This is a genomic window from uncultured Neptuniibacter sp., assembly GCF_947498015.1.
GTDB lineage: Bacteria > Pseudomonadota > Gammaproteobacteria > Pseudomonadales > Balneatricaceae > Neptuniibacter.
Genome location: NZ_CANMIR010000012.1, coordinates 42966 through 59538, shown reverse-complemented (window position 1 = coordinate 59538; position 16573 = coordinate 42966). Strand labels below are relative to the sequence as shown.

The following is a 16573-nucleotide window of genomic DNA, read 5'->3' as shown; positions in this document are numbered from 1 at the left end:
TTGTCAGTGCCGGCAGTTTTCACCGCTGCCGGCGTCTATCATCCAAATCTTGATTCAGTCTGATTAACTGAAGTTATTGCGTTTAAATTTAATGAGTTGTCCGACGATACCGCTGCGGAAACTCAGAACGCAGACTACAAAGACCACACCCATGATGATGTGAATGTAGTTGCCCAACTCTCCGCCGGAGAGGTAGTTCTGCATCGTGACGATGAAACCTGCACCCAGTACCGGACCGAAGATGGTTCCAACACCACCAACCAGCGTCATCAGAATCACTTCTCCGGACATGTGCCAGTGAACATCAGTCAGAGAGGCGAGCTGGAAAACCAGTGTTTTAGTCGAACCGGCCAGAGCAGCCAGAGCAGCTGAGATGACAAAGGCGATCCACTTGTAGCGGTTAACGTCATACCCCAGAGAGGTCGCTCGGTCTTCATTGTCACGAATCGCTTTCAGTATCTGACCAAATGGCGAGTGAACCGTACGGTTGATCAACCAGTAACCGAAAACAAAGATCGCCAGAACGAAGTAGTACATGACCAGATTGTCACTCAGATCGAGTGCACCGAATGCATGGCCACGTGGTACACCCTGCATGCCATCTTCACCATTGGTGAAGGGAGCTTGCAGATAGATAAAGAAGACCAATTGAGCCAGGGCAAGCGTCACCATCGCGAAGTAGATCCCTTCACGTTTGACTGCCAGTTTGCCAAAGATCGCACCAAGAGCCGCGCCTGCCAGAGTACCCAGGAGAATGGCAATTTCAGGTGTCAGGCCGCTGTTGATCATCAGGTAGCCGGTGATATATCCACCAGTACCGAGGAAGGCTGCGTGGCCGAAAGAGAGCAGGCCAACAAAACCGAGCAACAGGTTAAATGCACAGGCAAAGAGCGCAAAGCAGAGCACCTTAGCCAGAAATACCGGATACAGTACGGCTGGGGCCAGTAGAGCCAGTGCAAGCAGGAATATATTTAGTTTTAGATTATTCATGTGATTCTCCTAGGCTTCCTTACCAAACAGTCCGGCAGGTTTAAGCAGCAGAACGATAACCATCACCAGGAATATGACAGTGGTTGAAGCTTCAGGATAAAAATACTTGGTCAGCCCCTCGACCACTCCCATCCCCAACCCTGTCAGAATGGAACCTCCGATCGAACCCATACCGCCGATGACGACGATGGCGAAGACCACGATCAGTATATTGGAGCCCATATCGGGAGAGACTGAGTAAACCGGCGCTGCCATTACGCCGGCAAAGCCTGCCAGAGCTACACCGAAGCCGAAGGTCAGGGTGACAATCAGAGGCACGTTGATACCAAACGCCTGCATCAGTTGTGGGTTCTCAGTGCCTGCACGAAGATAAGCACCCAGTTTGGTTTTCTCGATCATGTACCAGGTACCAAAGCAGACCAGTACTGAAGCGACAATAATCCAGGCACGGTAGTTAGGCAGATACATAAATGGCAGACGGTTACCCCCTTTAAGCTCCTCAGGGATCGCATAGGAGAGACCGGATGAGCCAAACATATGGGTGAAAGCGCCTTGGATAATGAGTGCCAGACCAAAGGTCAGCAGCAGACTGTAGAGGTGATCTTCATTGGCAATCGGACGGATCAGGAAACGTTCCATCATAATGCCTACCAGGCCTACGGTGATGGGAACGATGATCAGTGCAGCCCAATAGTTGATACCCAGGTATTCCAACGCCAGAAAGGCGATAAATGCACCCAGCATATAGAGGGCGCCCTGAGCAAAGTTAATAATCTTCAGCAGGCCGAATATGATCGCCAATCCCAGGCTCAGAAGAGCGTAGAATGAGCCGTTGATCAGACCGACCAGCAACTGGCCAAATAGGCCAAATAAATTAATATCGAACATAGGTGTCATCTACCTTTTTTTATTCGAAGTGATGCGGTAGCGGAGCAGGTGAGCCTGAGGCTACACCTGCTGCTTTATGCCAGGATGTTGCTGTCCAATCAGGAGAAGTTGCACTGAGGCAGCATTGGGCTGAATGCCTCATTGCCTGGGATCACTTTGATGACTTTATAGATGTCGTTCTTATCTTTACGCTCACCCGCTTTCTTGATCTCAACAGAGAGCATATCGTGCACCATGCGGCCGTCGGCACGCAGTTCCGCATTGCGAGAGAAGAAATCTTCAGGCTTCGTTGCTTTCATCTTCTTGATGACAACTTCAGCTTCCTCAGTACCAGAGGCTTCAACCGATTTCAGGTAATGAGTCGTCGCAGAGTAAACACCAGCGTGAATCATGCTTGGGATAGAACCGTGACGCTCCTGGAAACGTTGGCTCCAGTCACGTGCTTTATCATCCATGTCCCAGTAGAAACCTGTGGTCAGGCGCATACCACCGGCTACGGATGGATCCATCGCTTGTGCGTTCTGGGTGAATACCAATAGGCCAGCAACATCCATCATCTCAGTCAGGCCAAATTCAGTGGCTGTTTTCAGTGCGTTAACTGTGTCGTTACCCGCATTCGCCAGAGCGACAACATCAGCGCCGGAAGCTTGTGCCTGCAGTACGTAGGAGGAGAAGTCTGTTGTACCCAGTGGTGCACGGATACTGCCGACAACTTCACCGCCGTTTTCGTTGATAACTTTAGAAGCTACCCCTTCCAGTGCGTGACCGAAGCTGTAGTCAGCAGTAATGAAGAACCACTTCTTTTTACCCGCTTGTACCATCGGTTTAACGGTACCGTTTGCCAGTGCGACAACGTTGTATGTCCAGTGAACGTTGAAAGGGTTACAGCTCTTGGTTGTAAACGTATTAGAGGCAGAACCGGAGATCATAGTCAGCTTCTTAGCGTTCAGGTTAACCTTCGATACCGCACCGGATACAGCAGAGGATACCAGTCCACCGATCGCATCAACGCCATCGGCTTCTACCCACTGGCGTGCGATTGATGAAGCGATATCGGGTTTAAGCTGAGAGTCTGCAGTCACCAGCTCAATCGGTTGGCCCAGTGCTTTTCCACCAAAATCTTCGATCGCCATCTCAGCAGCAGTGACACAACCACGACCGCAAATGTCAGCGTATACACCGCCCATATCGGCAAGGATGCCAAGCTTCACTTTACCATCTGACTCAGCAACAGCGGCTGTGGAAAGTGAGGCAGCCATGATGCCGGCAACCATTGAGGATACGATCGTTTTATTCAAATTCTTCATGTTCATACTCCGGTTGGATGGGCTTCAAGCACCTCTTTGTGCTGTTAATCTGAGCCCAATCAAGTGTTGTTTTTATTCTTTAAGCCGTCGTGTCAGACACCCAGATAGGTGTTTAGCAGCTCCGTTTTCGCTTCCAGTTCGTGAGAGTGAACCTCTTCAACGATATGTCCGTGCTCCATCACATAGTGACGGTCAGCGATCGGAGCCGCGAAACGGAAGTTTTGTTCGACCAACAGAATGGTCAGGCCACGCTCTTTCAGTTGGCCAAGGACCTCGCCCAGTTTTTGCACAATGACGGGGGCAAGGCCCTCGGTGATCTCATCCAATAACAGGATGTTCGCGCCGGTACGCAGAATTCGGCCAAGTGCCAGCATCTGCTGCTCACCACCGGACAAACGTGTGCCCTGGCTGGTGCGGCGTTCATATAGGTTTGGAAACATCTCGTAGATCTCATCAACACTCATGCCATCCGAACGTACATTCGGTGGTAGCATCAGGTTTTCCTCTACATTCAGGCTGGAGAAGATGCCGCGCTCTTCGGGACAGAACCCAAGTCCCAGATGGGCGATCTTGTACGCAGGTGTGTCGATGGTTTCGTTGCCGTTGATGACAATATTGCCGGTTCTGCGTCCCACCATATTCATAATCGCTTTCAGAGTAGTGGAGCGACCTGAACCGTTACGACCAAGCAGAGTGACCAGTTCGCCCTGATTGACACTCAGGTCTATACCATGAAGGATATGGGACTCACCATAGAACGCATGCAAGTTGTTGATGCGTAATTTTTCACGGTGGTTACCATGCGCAGCTTCGGATTGATTCATCTGGATCGGTGCTGGCTGATTCATTCTACAACCTCCGCTTGCTTGGCATTCTCCGCTTCTACTTCATCAGCCGCGGTACCCATATACGCTTCACGAACACGGGGGTCTGCTGAAACCTCCTCATATTCGCCTTCAGTCAGAATTGCACCGCGTTGCAGAACGGTAATACGGTCTGCCAGTTTAGAAACAACATGGAGGTTATGCTCAACCATCAGGATGGTGCGATCTTTAGAGACCTTCTTGATCAGGTCGGTTACAACATCGACATCTTCGTGACCCATCCCCTGCGTCGGCTCATCCAGCAACATCAGTTCAGGCTCAACGGCCAAGGTAGTGGCAATCTCAAGCGCACGTTTGCGTCCGTAGGGAAGATCAACGGTGACCGTGTCAGCGAAACCTTCTAAGCCAACCGATTCCAGCAGCTCCATTGCGCGGTCATTCAGTCGGTTAAGAATGTTTTCCGAACGCCAGAAGTGAAAGCTGTTGCCCTCTTTACGCTGCAGCGCGACACGTACATTTTCCATAACGCTCAGGTGGGGGAAAACCGCAGAGATCTGAAATGAACGGATCACACCCTTACGGGCGATGGCGGCAGGCTTCATCGCTGTTATATCGTCACCGTTAAACAGGATCTGGCCGGTTGTTGGCTGCAAGAATTTTGTCAGTAGGTTAAATACGGTAGTTTTACCGGCTCCGTTTGGGCCGATCAGAGCATGTATATGGCCGCGTTGGATATTGAGATTTACATCATCAACGGCAGTAAAGCCTTTGAATGCTTTCGTCAGATTACGGGTTTCAAGAATGAAATCCGGCTTTGGCTGGGTCATCTTGGCGCTACTCTTTTTCTACCCTCTGTATGCGCCCTTAGTCGTATGCAGGCCGCGTCACATCAGGTGTTCTTGTTTTTATTGAGTAGCCACAATAGGCACTAACCTTTGCTTAACTATTTTTAAAATCTAACAAAATGTAACAAATGGGTGTGTGCTATTAACTTTATGATACATTCGGGATAAGGAAGTTAGCTTACTGTTGCCTCCGGGGTCAGAGTTGATGCAGACTCTAACGATAAAAACTATAAGAAAGTAACCCGATGTATCGCCGTTCACCCATTACGATCCGACTGTTTTTAATGCTTCTGGCGCTGATTGGAAGCATCTTCGCTGCGATCTACTTTTTTACCGTTCCGTTGATCAAACAGAATGTCTTTCATCTTGAACTGAACTCAAATCGTCAGGTGCTCAATATCGTTTATGATCTGGCAAACCGGATGTATGCAAGTACTGAAAGTTATGTCGACAAAACGTTGAAATCCCACGAACAGCGGCTCAGTTCAGTGCTTGATCTGACGGAAAATCATATCCGTGTTCAACTGGAGGAGGGTCGCCGACAGGGGATCTCCGATGAACAGATCTGGAAGACGGTGTTTTCAGATCTGAGGACCTTTCAGTTTGGTAAAGGTGACTATATCTGGATCTCTGATTATCAGGCGAACCTGTTGTCGCACCCCTCGGATCAGTACAACCAGAGTAATATGGCGGAGGTTAAAGATCAGGATGGTAACCTGATTATTCCTGGGCTACTCAATCTCGCACTCACGGATGGGAAAGGGTTTTATAAATACAAATGGAACCGTCTTAATGAAAGCGAAATCATCGATAAATACTCCTATGTGAAAAACTATCCTGAATGGGGGTTTGTGATCGGAGCAGGCGTTTATATTGATGATATTCAGAACGAGGTCAAAGCGCAGAAACAGAAGGCGATTGAGGAGATCAATCGAGCGCTGAAGAATATTAAGATCGCCAGTAATGGTTATCTTTATGTTTTTGATTCAAAAGGGAATATGCTGTTTCATCCCAACGCTAATATTCATGGAATTAACTTCAAAAGCCAGCTGAATCCGATAACAGATCATCCGATCTATCTTGACCTGATGGAGGTCGCGGATACGGGTGAAGAGCTTTATTACAAATGGGATCGCCCGGATGATCCGGGTAACTACGAGTATGAGAAGCTTTCGCTGGTGAGACATCTTTCGGGCTTTGATTGGTATATCAGCTCCTCGGTCTATCTGGACGATCTGAAAGCCAGCTCAGTGCAGCTAAGTCAGCGAATTATGGCGATGGGGTTCTTCGGTTTGCTTGCCTCGATAGTCGCAGTGTTCCTGTTTGCAGAGTGGCTGACCTCACCGATTAAAAGCCTCTCTCAGACCGCTTATAAGATCAGTCGAGGAAACCTTTCTGCCAAAACCGGTATTCAGAGGACGGATGAACTCGGCGTACTGGCTGAATCGTTCGACTACATGGTCGACCGGCTCAGAGAGAATATTGATACCCTCAACACCCGTGTGAATGCACGTACAAAAGAGTTATCAGCCTCCAATACTCAGTTACGGGAGGCTGTTGATTCTCTACAGCAGACCCAGGATGAACTTCGGGCGGTTGAGACCCGACAGCGCTTGATTCTTGATGCGCTCCCTGCACAGGTCGCCTATCTGGATACTGAACAGCGTTATATTTTTGCCAACCGCCAGTATCGGGATATCTTTGATCAGTCCAAAAATGAGATCGTCGGTAAAACATTTACCGAAGTGGTTGGTACTGAGATGAGTCAGGCGCTGCAGCCCTATATTGAGATGGCGATGCGAGGGGAAACACCTGTCTATGAGTATTGCCTCAAACATCACGGTAAAGAGGTCCTGACGCGTCGTACAGTGCTGCCATTCTACAATATGCGCAAAGAGGTAGAAGGGATGCTGACACTCTCAATCGATATAACAGATGAGCGTGAAGTAGAACAGCGCATGGCTGAAGCGAGTAAGATGAAGGCGGTCGGGCAGATGTCAGGTGGATTGGCACATGACTTTAATAATCTGCTGACGATTATTCTGGGGAATTTACTGGAGCTTAAAGGCAACAGGGAGCTCCCGGAAGCGCTGCAATCCAATTTAGCACCGGCGATAAGAGCGACACGTCGTGGCGCCGATATGACCAAGCGGTTACTGGCCTTTTCGCGCAGACAGCCCCTGCTTCCTGGGCGGATTTCGCCGGAGTGGTTGATCCATGAACTGGTTGACCTTCTTGCGGCTCCCATGCCGGAAAATATCAGGTTAACGACAGAGGTTGCCCCGAATACACCAGATGTTTACGTGGATGAGGCGCAGATGGAAGACGCACTCGTCAATCTGGCTCTCAATTCGGTTGATGCGATGCCAAAAGGCGGGGAGCTAAGTCTGCGTGTTGCGGGGGTGCGTTGTACCAATCCTGATGTAACTTGCGCCAGCTGGGATGAAACGGTCAAACGGGGAGAGTATGTGATGATCTCCGTTGTGGATTGTGGCGACGGATTTTCTGAGGATGCTCTTGAGCAGGCGTGTGAGCCCTTCTTCACCACCAAAAAGACAGGGGCAGGATCTGGATTGGGCTTGAGTATGGTTTATGGTTTTGTGAAGCAGTCCAAAGGGTATCTCAGGATCATGAATCGTGAAGATCAGGACCCTGGACAATCTGGAGCGAAAATCGATCTGCTGTTGCCTGCGGCGGAGATTGAGATTGAAAAAGCGGTTGCGAATAAACCGGATCATCAGGAACTGTTACCTCCGGAGCAATCAGAGAGTTCTTTAGTTTTGTTGGTTGAAGATAACCGGGATGTTCGATTGGTCGTACGTCATCAGTTGGTTGAGATGAGTTATACCGTTATCGAAGCGGGATCTGGAGATGAGGCGCTCCAACTGTTAACCGGTTTGGAAACGCTTGCGGGGGTGGTTTCGGATGTAATTATGCCAGGCGACAGCACGGGATATGACGTTGCTGCTGCTGTTAACTGCTTGTTTCCTAAATCTTTCTCTGTAATTATGACCGGCTATAGTGAATCACCGCCAGAGACCGATTTTGAGTTCTCTTTACTACAAAAACCGTTCGATTCCGCAGCGCTGGCGCGTGCCATTAGCCCCTGCATGACCGATGTAACACAGGAGAAAACGTCATGACAGCCGCAACGACTCCGCTGATCTATGTCATAGAAGATGAGAGTGATCTGAATCAGATGATCTGCTCTACACTGAACAGCTTCCGTTATGATGCCCGTAGCTTTTTAACCGGTGAGTCTGCACTGGCCGAGTTAAGTGCTATGGAACCGGAGATCTGTATTGTTGATCTCAATCTGCCTGATATGGATGGTATGGAGCTGGTTCGGCTACTCGAGGGTAAGGAGATCGGCGTCATTATCGTCTCCGGACGGGATGGGTTGACGGACCGGGTACTTGGCCTCGAGTTTGGGGCGGATGACTATATCACCAAGCCGTTTGAGCCTCGTGAGATGGTGGCAAGGGTACAAAGTTTGCTGCGACGTATCCGCAAACATAAAAGTCAGCAGCATGAGAAGCCTAAGCTAGCGCGTTTTGGTAACTGGACTTTCCAACCTGAATCGCTCAGCCTCAAGCACAAATCCAAGCCAGAGGAGTCGTTGAGTCGTGCTGAAGGGGATATGTTGCTGGCGCTGTTGAAGCACCCGTTTCAGATACTCTCCCGAGACCAGTTATTAGGGGAGAACTGTGTTCCCTATGATCGCAGTATCGACGTACGTATGTCTCGGTTGCGGAAAAAAATTGAATCAGACCCGCAACATCCAGAGCTGATTAAAACCGTTTATGGCGCTGGTTATATGTTTACCAGTGAGGTGCGTTGGGAGTCCTGAAGAGAGTGGGTGTGAGTCACTATGAACCTGATCAAGGGTATTAAGTTATTAAGCGAACGTGAAGGGCAGGGGGTGGCAGCTACCCCTGGCGACCTGATTGAATATCAACTGGAGGTGCTGCTCAATCAAGGGGAGCAGGTTTCGCAGGGAAAATACCGCGGTGTGATCAACCGCTCCGAGATGATTACAGGTGTTGCAAAAACGTTAACCGGTATGAAGCCCGGCGGATATCGTGAGGTCAAAATCAGCCCAAATCTGGCTTATGGCGATAAAGGCGTACCCGGGCGTATTCCTGAAAATGCCGTTTTACATTGTAAAGTCTCTCTGCTCTCAATCATTAACTAATGCCTCATCTCTGCATCAGCATCGCTCTTTCCACTACACTTCAAAGGGGTGTTTAGAGAGGTGTTTATGTTTGACCTGCAATCATTAACCACTTTTTTGGGATGGTGTAGTCTGATTAATGTCGGGATACTGGTGCTGTCTACCGCTATTATACTCTTCGCAAAGCGCACTATATTACAACTTCATAGTCAGATGTTCTCAGTTACAGAATCGCAATTGAATCAATTGTATCTGCAATTTATCGCTCACTATAAAATGTTGATTCTTATCTTTAATCTGGTTCCTTACATCGCTTTGAAGTTGATGCAATAATCGAATCTGCACTAAATGGTGTTGCTCCTGACGGCTTAGAGTGCGAGATAACTATAGGGTTGAGTCGTATGAGAGTGACCTGCATGAACTATCTATATTTGATGATTCTAACCCTGTTACCGGCGTGCACTTTGGCTGCAGATTTAAGCTGTCAGGAAAAGTATGATCTTTATGCCATGGCGCAAACTAAGTGGCAGCAGGGTAGTACAGAGCTCATCATTCAGAAAATGCCAGATTATAAACAGCTCGCAGAGCACTATCGGGATCAGCAGTTATTGAGGGTGAAGCGCAGAGCTGTCGCCGTTCAATGGTTATTACAGTATTCACCTGGGCAGGTGAAAACCGATAGGAAGCTCAATCGCTGGCTCGATTTTTCCCCTGAATTAGAAGCACGGATAAGCACCCATAGTGATGCATTCAAGCGCCTGAGCGAAGAGATCGAATTACCCGCCCCCTCTGGGCTTAAGATGGATGGAGATCTATTCAGACTCAAGCTACGCGAATCCGTGATGACAGAGGCTACTTTCAAGGAGAAGATGACCGATTTTTTTTCTGAGGTGAGCGCTTTAGATAAGCGTACCTGCCATAACTGAGGTCATGCTGGTTTAAACGTCCCCATTTTGAGATGACACACTCCCTGAGCACCCCCGCTTAGACTGAACGCTACCAGTTAAGGCTGAGCCAGCGAATAAGAAAAGAGGAGTATGTGATGCAGTATCATCTCAACGGTTTTAAACCCGGTAATTATCAGATCCCAGATTCAGTACGTGAACCTGCTGCAGTCCCGCCAATTGTTGATCTGCCTAAAGAGGTGGATGTGTTAATCATCGGCTGTGGCCCCGCCGGTTTGGCACTGGCGAGGCAGTTAGCTGAATTTAAGGATATTACCACCTGTATTGTTGACCAGAAATCAGGTCCTCTGTTGTTTGGGCAGGCAGATGGTATCTCCTGTCGGACTATGGAGATCATGGAGGCGTTTAACAGCAGTGCGTTGGTAAATGAGACCTATCAGCTGCATCAGAATGCATTCTGGGAGCCTGATAATGAGCAGCCAGCGCATATAAAACGCACCCATAAAGTGCCTGATGCACGACTTGGCCTCTCGGAGTTCATCCATGGAGTGGTCAATCAGGCACGGTTACATGATCTGCTACTTGAAGGGATGGTGAACTCTGTCACCCATCTTGTACCTCACTATAATCGTCGCCTGCTTGAGCTTGAAGTGGATTCTGCGCTGACTCAGGATCTGAACGCATATCCGGTGACAGCGACTTTTGAACGCAACAATGCGGAAGAGTCGGCAAAAGTTGAAACGGTTCGTGCTCGTTATGTTGTGGGATGCGATGGTGCCAGGAGCGCTGTACGGAAAAATCTGGCGATCGAACTGGAGGGTGACTCGGCTAATAAAGCGTGGGGGGTTATGGATGTTCTGTTAGTCACGGACTTCCCTGATATCCGAGTGAAAAGCTTTATCCAGTCCAAAGAGAACGGCGCTGTTATGTTGGTGCCCCGAGAAGGTGGATATCTGGTAAGGCTCTATGTAGAGCTGGATCTTTTAGGCAAGGATCAGCGTGCTTCAAATCTTGACCTGGGTGTGGATGATATTATCGCCAAAGCTCAGTTGATCATGAACCCCTATACAGTGGATGTGAAGGAGGTCGCCTGGTGGTCGATCTATGAGGTGGGTCAGAGGGTGGCGGATCGTTTTGATGATCGCCCTCTGGGAAATGCTAATTCCCTTATCCCGCGGGCTTTTGTTGCAGGTGATGCTTGTCATACCCACAGCCCTAAGGGGGGCTGGGGCCTGAATACGTCACTGCCAGACACTTTTAATCTGGGTTGGAAGTTGGCATCAGTGTTGCGGGGGAGCTGTTGTCCGGAGTTACTGCAAACCTATTCGTCTGAACGACGTAAAGTTGCGCATATGTTGATCAATGCTGACAAAGAGATGTCCGCGCTGGTGGCGACCCGTCCGACTGCGAGTAACCCGGCTGGGCAGACTAAGACAGACACCGCTGATATCGAACGATTTATCGCTCGACAGAACGGTTTTATCGCAGGTACATCGATCGGTTACGACCCCTCATACATCTGCACGGGCCACGAGAATCAGTCTCTGGCGCGGGGTTTTATGATCGGTCAGCGCTTCCATTCAGCTGAAGCTGTGCGGGTCTCTGATGGCCGACCACAGCATCTGGGGCATCTGAATAAAGCAGATGGACGCTGGCGTATTTTCGTTTTCGGAAATCAGCAGAACCCTGTGGATACTTCATCAGAAGTGAACAAGCTTATACAGTTCATGAGTGCTTCTGATGCCTCACCGGTTAGAAAATACACCCCGGAAGAGAGTGATATTGACTCTCTGATTGATGTTTATGCGGTCTTCCAACAGCGAGACCTGGCGATTGAAACCCTACCTGATTATCTCTGGCCAGCCAAAGGCAGATACGGCCTGAGAGATTATGAGAAGGTATTTCATGCGGAAGAGGGCAGGGATATCTTTGAGCAGCGAGGAATTGATCGTAAACAGGGTTGTATGGTGATTGTAAGGCCTGATCAGCATGTCGCGAATATATTGCCTCTGAATGCACATACTGAACTTACAGCATTCTTTGATCGCTTTATGGTCCCGTCAGTAGGTGCGTGAACAGGGAGATCTGAATCAGTTCTCAGGGGGTATTCCACCTAGCTCCCTGATGATCTTAAGCCCTGTTTGTCTGCATAAATTTGTCCCTATTAAATAGGGACAAATTTAGGTGCGCGTCGCGCTATACTTATCGACTCAGGTGTAAACAGAGGTGGTTATGCCCACTGCATGTGATATTTGGCAGGATCTGACGGAGCACGTTGCGGGTTGTATCGATCGGCTTGGTAGTGGTGAGTTTTACCCACGCTTCTTTCAGATGATGAAATCACTCGCCCAGATTGATCAATATATGGTGTTCGAATTTGCTCCCAACGGAGAATATGCGACCTGCCGTCTGGCGCATAATGTGGCAAGCCCCGATCTAGGGCTGGAGTTAGCATCACTGTATCTCGATGGTGCCTATCTTGATGATCCCATGTTAAAGGAGCTAAAGGCATCGGTACTCACTCAAACCGATAAGGCGCCATGGAGGCTCCTTGAAAAGCGTGGGCTTCCTCCGGTATACCGCAGGCGCTTTTTTAATGTTCCTAATTTTGACTCTAAATTCTCATTTGTCGTGCTTGATCCCACGAGTCAGCACCTCTTTTATGTGAACTTTTACAGTAAAAAGGAGGAGGGTTTTGCGGAGGGGCAACTGGATTCATTGAAACTCATCTCCTCACTCATAGGTTCATTGCTGTTAAAGCACTTTCGTGATGAACGTAAACAGCGAGGTGTGATTCAATCCCTGTTGGCATCAGGCCTTTCTGAACGTGAAGCTCAGATCTGTAATATGATGTTGGGTGGTCATACTGCAAAATCGATAGGGATTGAATTAGATCTGTCTGAGTCGACAGTGATCACTTACAAAAAAAGAGCGTTCAAAAAACTAAAGATCAATCGTAAATCTGAACTGGTCAGATTCGTGTGATCGATCTTGAGCATTATGCTTCAGCGTTCTGATAGTCACTGATCGCCAATAAGCGCATAAAATTGAATATTTTCACTTAGGCAAAATCCATGGTAACGACGAGACGTTGCTGGTGATGTTTTACGGTTGGAGATCGGTGTACAGCCCCCAGTCCTTCATTGTCATACCAGCCATCCCCTTTTAACAGAATGACATCACCCATGCAGGCCTGTTGAATAGATGCAGCGTTGGAATAAAGGCCTGATTTATCATCGCTTAACCCCTGGTTACCAGCACCCAGTTTGCTGCGATCAATATCCCGATTATGTAGCCATTCGGTTCCCTCTCCGACGTAGGTAGAGACTAGGCGGCAGCCTAATTTATCCGTATGGAAGCGGGGACACATAGCCCGATCAAGCACCTGCAACCTTACCCCAACCTCATCCAGATCAAATAAACAGCTGTACATCTCCACGAGCAGGGTCAGGTCTTGAATGAATACGTCTCGCCCTTTCTGATCAGGGAGAACAGAGCTGAGCGATTGTGGTGCACTCTTGGGTTTGATAACTGAGCGCATATTAAAGTTTGGATAGCTATCAACAAGTTGGTGGCAGTATTGGAGGATAGAAGGATTCAGTGAGCGTTGCCAGATCACCAGATTTATCTGTTCCTCATAGATAGTGGTCATGACCTCAGGCAACTCACTTAAGATGTAGTTATCTGCCTCAAGGCCAGCAGTTAAATCATTTTTTCTATCAATGTACTCAGCAGCGCCCACACTCATCACCTATTTCAAAACCATTCTAAATGCTTTATTATGTTATGATATAACATAAACAAAGTTTAGAGATTTATTGATGAAAAGAAAAGCGATGGTGCTGGTTTCAACTATGCTCTGTTCACAGGCAACTACAGTGAATGCTCTTGAGATCGGAGTGATTCTGGATGCTTACCACAAGTCCGAGTCCACCGCTCTGGGCGGGCGTACCGAAGGTTTTGGCTCCAGTCATAGTGAATTAAGCCTGTCACAGGAGATTGCCGATGTAGCAACAGCACATTTGGCGTTGGTTGGAGAGTGGAACGAGCAGGAGAGTGATCTTGAGCTTGAAGAGGCTTATCTGCAGTCTGCAGCATTACCGGGCGGGATAAATGTAACAGCGGGACGATTCTTGGCAGATATCGGCTACCTCAATGCAACTCATAGCCATTCAGATAATTTCAGCGAGAGGCCCTTACTCTACAGAGCTTTCTTAGGCGGGCATTACTATGATGATGGTGTCGGCGTTAGTTGGTTAGCTCCAACCGATCGTTACTGGCGTTTGAGTGCAGGAGCATTTACCGGCGATGAACTGGGAGAGGAAAAATCTGAATCAAGCATCGGTACCTGGACGCTGTCTACCGAGTTTGGTGATGATATTGGTGACAATGCCAGTTGGCAGATGGGGTTAAGTTACCTTCGAAATAGAACTCAGTCCTCTGCGCATCATGATGAAGATGATCATGACGACGACCACGATGAGCATGGTCATGAAGGCCACTCTCATGGGGCTGAATATCAAGGTAAGAAGCTTTATTTAGCGGATTTAGTATGGAAATGGGCGCCACAGGGTAATAACCGTCAGCAACAGGTTAAGATTGCGGCTGAATATGCCTATGTTGATGATCTCTATGGTGCAGAAGTGGATCATTATGATGGCTGGTACCTGTCAGGTGTGTATCAATTTGATGAGAACTGGGCAACCGGTATTCGCCACGGCCGAGTCAATCTGGCTGAAGAGCATGAGCATGATGGTGATCATGAATGGGAAGAGAGTCGTTTAACTGAAACCAGTTTAATGTTGAGCTGGCAGCCCACACATACTCAGCGTTTGCGCCTGGAATATAAACATCAGGATGCCGATCATATGGAAGGTGCAGATAACGCGATTACCCTTCATTACCAGATTGGATTTGGTGCCCATGCCGCACATAGTTTCTAAGTTGCTGGTGTTAAGCTTGTTTGCGGTGGTTAACACCGCGCAAGCATTAACCATATTTACCTGTGAGCCTGAGTGGGCAGCCCTGAGTCAATCGTTAGCGCCTGAAGCTAAGGTGTTTAGCGCGACGCATGTATATCAGGATCCGCACTATATAGAAGCGCGGCCCAGTCTGATCTCTAAGCTGGCTAAAGCTGATATTGCCATCTGCAGTGGTGCAGGGCTGGAGTCAGGCTGGCTGCCGGCTTTACAGAAGCGAGCGTCTAACCGACAGGTCACTGATGGAGCGGACGGGATGCTCTATTTGGCACCGTTTATCGAGACCATAGGGCAGCATGAAACTAAGTTTTTCAGTACGGAACATGTACATCCCGAAGGGAACCCTCACTTCCATCTGGATCCTGAACGGGTCTCTATATTGGCGGAAGTGATCACTCAACGGTTGCAGCTGATTGATCCGGATTCTCAAGAGCAGTATCAGCAAACTCTGATACAGTGGAAAAAGAACTGGCAGAACTCTATTCAGAGCTGGCAGCAGCAGGCTTCCCAACTAAAAGGGCAGCCAGTGGTTGTACAGCATACCAGTTTTGACTATCTCATCGATTGGGTCGGGATGGAGGTTATTGCAGATCTGGAACCGGCACCGGGTGTTCCACCAACGATGGCCCATGCGCAGTCACTGGTGGAGGACACCCGTAAAAGTCAGCCAGCTGCGATTCTGACGAACTGGTATCAGAACGACAGAGCGGCCGATTGGCTTTCTGGCAAGACCGGAGTTCAGCACCTGAACCTGCCGGCTACAGTTGACTTAAAAGGGGAGATAAACAATCTGGAACGTCTGTTTGATCATCTTTTATCACAGCTGCAGGTCGCTAAATAGTGAATCTTTTTGAGATTGGGTTACCCGTTTTAGTCGCTGGTCTGTTGATATTGGCAAGCCATATCCCACTGGGTTTTCAGGTTCTAAAACGTGGGATTGTCTTTATCGATCTGGCGATTGCGCAAGTGGCCGCATTAGGAACCGTTATAGCGAGTCAATTGCATGGGCACAGTGAAGATCAGTGGCTTCTTCAGGGGATGGCGGTTACGTTTGCCCTGTTTGGCGTGGGCGTTGTTGCTTGGATAAATAAAAGCTTTGCAGAGTGGCGGGAAGCGTTTATTGGCTTGATCTACGTGAGTGCTGCATCTGCACTGGTTTTGCTAGTTGCTGGACAGCCCAAAGGTGGACAGCTATTAACCAGTACCCTCAGCGGAGATATTCTCTGGTTGGATTGGCAAGACCTGATCCTGCTGGGTTTTGTTGCTGTCTTTGTGCAGTTATTAAGGTTTATCTGGCCAGAGAAACTGGAGCGCTTTTTCTATCTGATATTCGCGGTGACCATCACTCTTTCAGTAGTGAAAGCTGGAATCTACCTTGTGTTTGTCTGCCTGATAGCTCCGGCTTTGGCTTCGATAGTATATAACCGGTCTACAATGTGGGCCTATGCCGTTGGCTGTACGGGGTTCATGATCGGATTAGCTATTGCCTGGCACTACGACCTTCCGGCAGCCGCTAGTATTGTCGTCAGCATCATTTTATCTCTGCTTATCGCACTATTTTGTCAGCAGTTCCTAATGCGTCCAGAAAATAGGGTTGGTTTCCATTCTGAATAGGGTTCCGTAAAAACTCTCCTGACCAATTCTGTCTGTATGCCTGCTGG

General features: G+C 48.6%; 16 protein-coding genes. 10 read left to right on the top strand and 6 right to left on the bottom strand.

Translation table 11 applies throughout. The features are described 5' to 3' along the window. Positions 1 to 63: 63 nt before the first annotated feature. From Q0882_RS13910 to Q0882_RS13890, 5 genes are all read right to left on the bottom strand, one after another. Entirely contained in the window at positions 64 to 990 is a 927-nt protein-coding gene (locus Q0882_RS13910; protein ID WP_299182899.1) for a branched-chain amino acid ABC transporter permease, read from the bottom strand. A 9-nt stretch (positions 991 to 999) separates the two neighbouring features. After that, positions 1000 to 1887 carry a branched-chain amino acid ABC transporter permease gene (locus Q0882_RS13905; RefSeq protein WP_299182897.1) on the bottom strand — a complete coding sequence of 296 codons (888 nt, stop codon included), beginning with the start codon at positions 1885 to 1887 and terminating at the stop codon, positions 1000 to 1002. 89 nt (positions 1888 to 1976) lie between these two features. Next, entirely contained in the window at positions 1977 to 3185 is a 1209-nt protein-coding gene (locus Q0882_RS13900; RefSeq protein WP_299182895.1) for an ABC transporter substrate-binding protein, read from the bottom strand. A gap of 92 nt (positions 3186 to 3277) precedes the next feature. Next, positions 3278 to 4033, bottom strand: a complete 756-nt coding sequence (locus Q0882_RS13895) for an ABC transporter ATP-binding protein (protein WP_299182893.1) — start codon at positions 4031 to 4033, stop codon at positions 3278 to 3280. Next, positions 4030 to 4836 carry an ABC transporter ATP-binding protein gene (locus Q0882_RS13890; protein ID WP_299182891.1) on the bottom strand — a complete coding sequence of 269 codons (807 nt, stop codon included), beginning with the start codon at positions 4834 to 4836 and terminating at the stop codon, positions 4030 to 4032. Before Q0882_RS13890 ends, Q0882_RS13895 begins: the two co-directional genes overlap by 4 nt. 263 nt (positions 4837 to 5099) lie before the next feature. Here Q0882_RS13890 and Q0882_RS13885 point away from each other — a divergent pair, with 263 nt between their 5' ends. The 7 genes from Q0882_RS13885 to Q0882_RS13855 all read left to right on the top strand — a co-directional run bounded on the left by Q0882_RS13885 (position 5100) and on the right by Q0882_RS13855 (position 12918). After that, complete coding sequence (locus Q0882_RS13885) at positions 5100 to 7997, top strand: cache domain-containing protein (RefSeq protein ID WP_299182889.1); 2898 nt, start codon at positions 5100 to 5102, stop codon at positions 7995 to 7997. Continuing rightward, positions 7994 to 8704: a response regulator transcription factor gene (locus Q0882_RS13880; protein WP_299182887.1), complete on the top strand. Its 711-nt coding sequence runs from the start codon at positions 7994 to 7996 to the stop codon at positions 8702 to 8704. Before Q0882_RS13885 ends, Q0882_RS13880 begins: the two co-directional genes overlap by 4 nt. A gap of 21 nt (positions 8705 to 8725) precedes the next feature. Next, positions 8726 to 9049 carry an FKBP-type peptidyl-prolyl cis-trans isomerase gene (locus Q0882_RS13875; RefSeq protein WP_299182885.1) on the top strand — a complete coding sequence of 108 codons (324 nt, stop codon included), beginning with the start codon at positions 8726 to 8728 and terminating at the stop codon, positions 9047 to 9049. Positions 9050 to 9115: 66 nt separating this feature from the next. Next, positions 9116 to 9361 carry a DUF6868 family protein gene (locus Q0882_RS13870; RefSeq protein ID WP_299182883.1) on the top strand — a complete coding sequence of 82 codons (246 nt, stop codon included), beginning with the start codon at positions 9116 to 9118 and terminating at the stop codon, positions 9359 to 9361. An 83-nt stretch (positions 9362 to 9444) separates the two neighbouring features. Continuing rightward, positions 9445 to 9954 carry a hypothetical protein gene (locus tag Q0882_RS13865; RefSeq protein WP_299182881.1) on the top strand — a complete coding sequence of 170 codons (510 nt, stop codon included), beginning with the start codon at positions 9445 to 9447 and terminating at the stop codon, positions 9952 to 9954. A 116-nt stretch (positions 9955 to 10070) separates the two neighbouring features. Continuing rightward, positions 10071 to 12008 (top strand): FAD-dependent monooxygenase, encoded by a 1938-nt coding sequence (locus tag Q0882_RS13860; RefSeq protein WP_299182879.1) that lies wholly within the window; start codon positions 10071 to 10073, stop codon positions 12006 to 12008. Positions 12009 to 12165: 157 nt separating this feature from the next. Beyond that, positions 12166 to 12918 carry a helix-turn-helix transcriptional regulator gene (locus tag Q0882_RS13855; protein ID WP_299182877.1) on the top strand — a complete coding sequence of 251 codons (753 nt, stop codon included), beginning with the start codon at positions 12166 to 12168 and terminating at the stop codon, positions 12916 to 12918. A gap of 76 nt (positions 12919 to 12994) precedes the next feature. On the opposite strand, the gene Q0882_RS13850 is transcribed toward Q0882_RS13855, so the two are convergent. Further along, the gene (locus Q0882_RS13850) at positions 12995 to 13675 is read right to left on the bottom strand and encodes a DUF1826 domain-containing protein (RefSeq protein WP_299182875.1); all 681 of its coding nucleotides are present in this window, start codon (positions 13673 to 13675) and stop codon (positions 12995 to 12997) included. Positions 13676 to 13754: 79 nt separating this feature from the next. Between Q0882_RS13850 and Q0882_RS13845 the strand changes: the two genes are divergently transcribed. Genes Q0882_RS13845 through Q0882_RS13835 form a run of 3 tightly spaced genes read left to right on the top strand, consistent with a single transcriptional unit; the run spans position 13755 to position 16526 of the window. Then, positions 13755 to 14876, top strand: a complete 1122-nt coding sequence (locus Q0882_RS13845; RefSeq protein WP_299182872.1) for an outer membrane beta-barrel protein — start codon at positions 13755 to 13757, stop codon at positions 14874 to 14876. After that, complete coding sequence (locus tag Q0882_RS13840; RefSeq protein ID WP_299182869.1) at positions 14857 to 15753, top strand: zinc ABC transporter substrate-binding protein; 897 nt, start codon at positions 14857 to 14859, stop codon at positions 15751 to 15753. Before Q0882_RS13845 ends, Q0882_RS13840 begins: the two co-directional genes overlap by 20 nt. Beyond that, positions 15753 to 16526 carry a metal ABC transporter permease gene (locus Q0882_RS13835; RefSeq protein WP_299182866.1) on the top strand — a complete coding sequence of 258 codons (774 nt, stop codon included), beginning with the start codon at positions 15753 to 15755 and terminating at the stop codon, positions 16524 to 16526. Before Q0882_RS13840 ends, Q0882_RS13835 begins: the two co-directional genes overlap by 1 nt. Positions 16527 to 16573 lie beyond the last annotated feature (47 nt).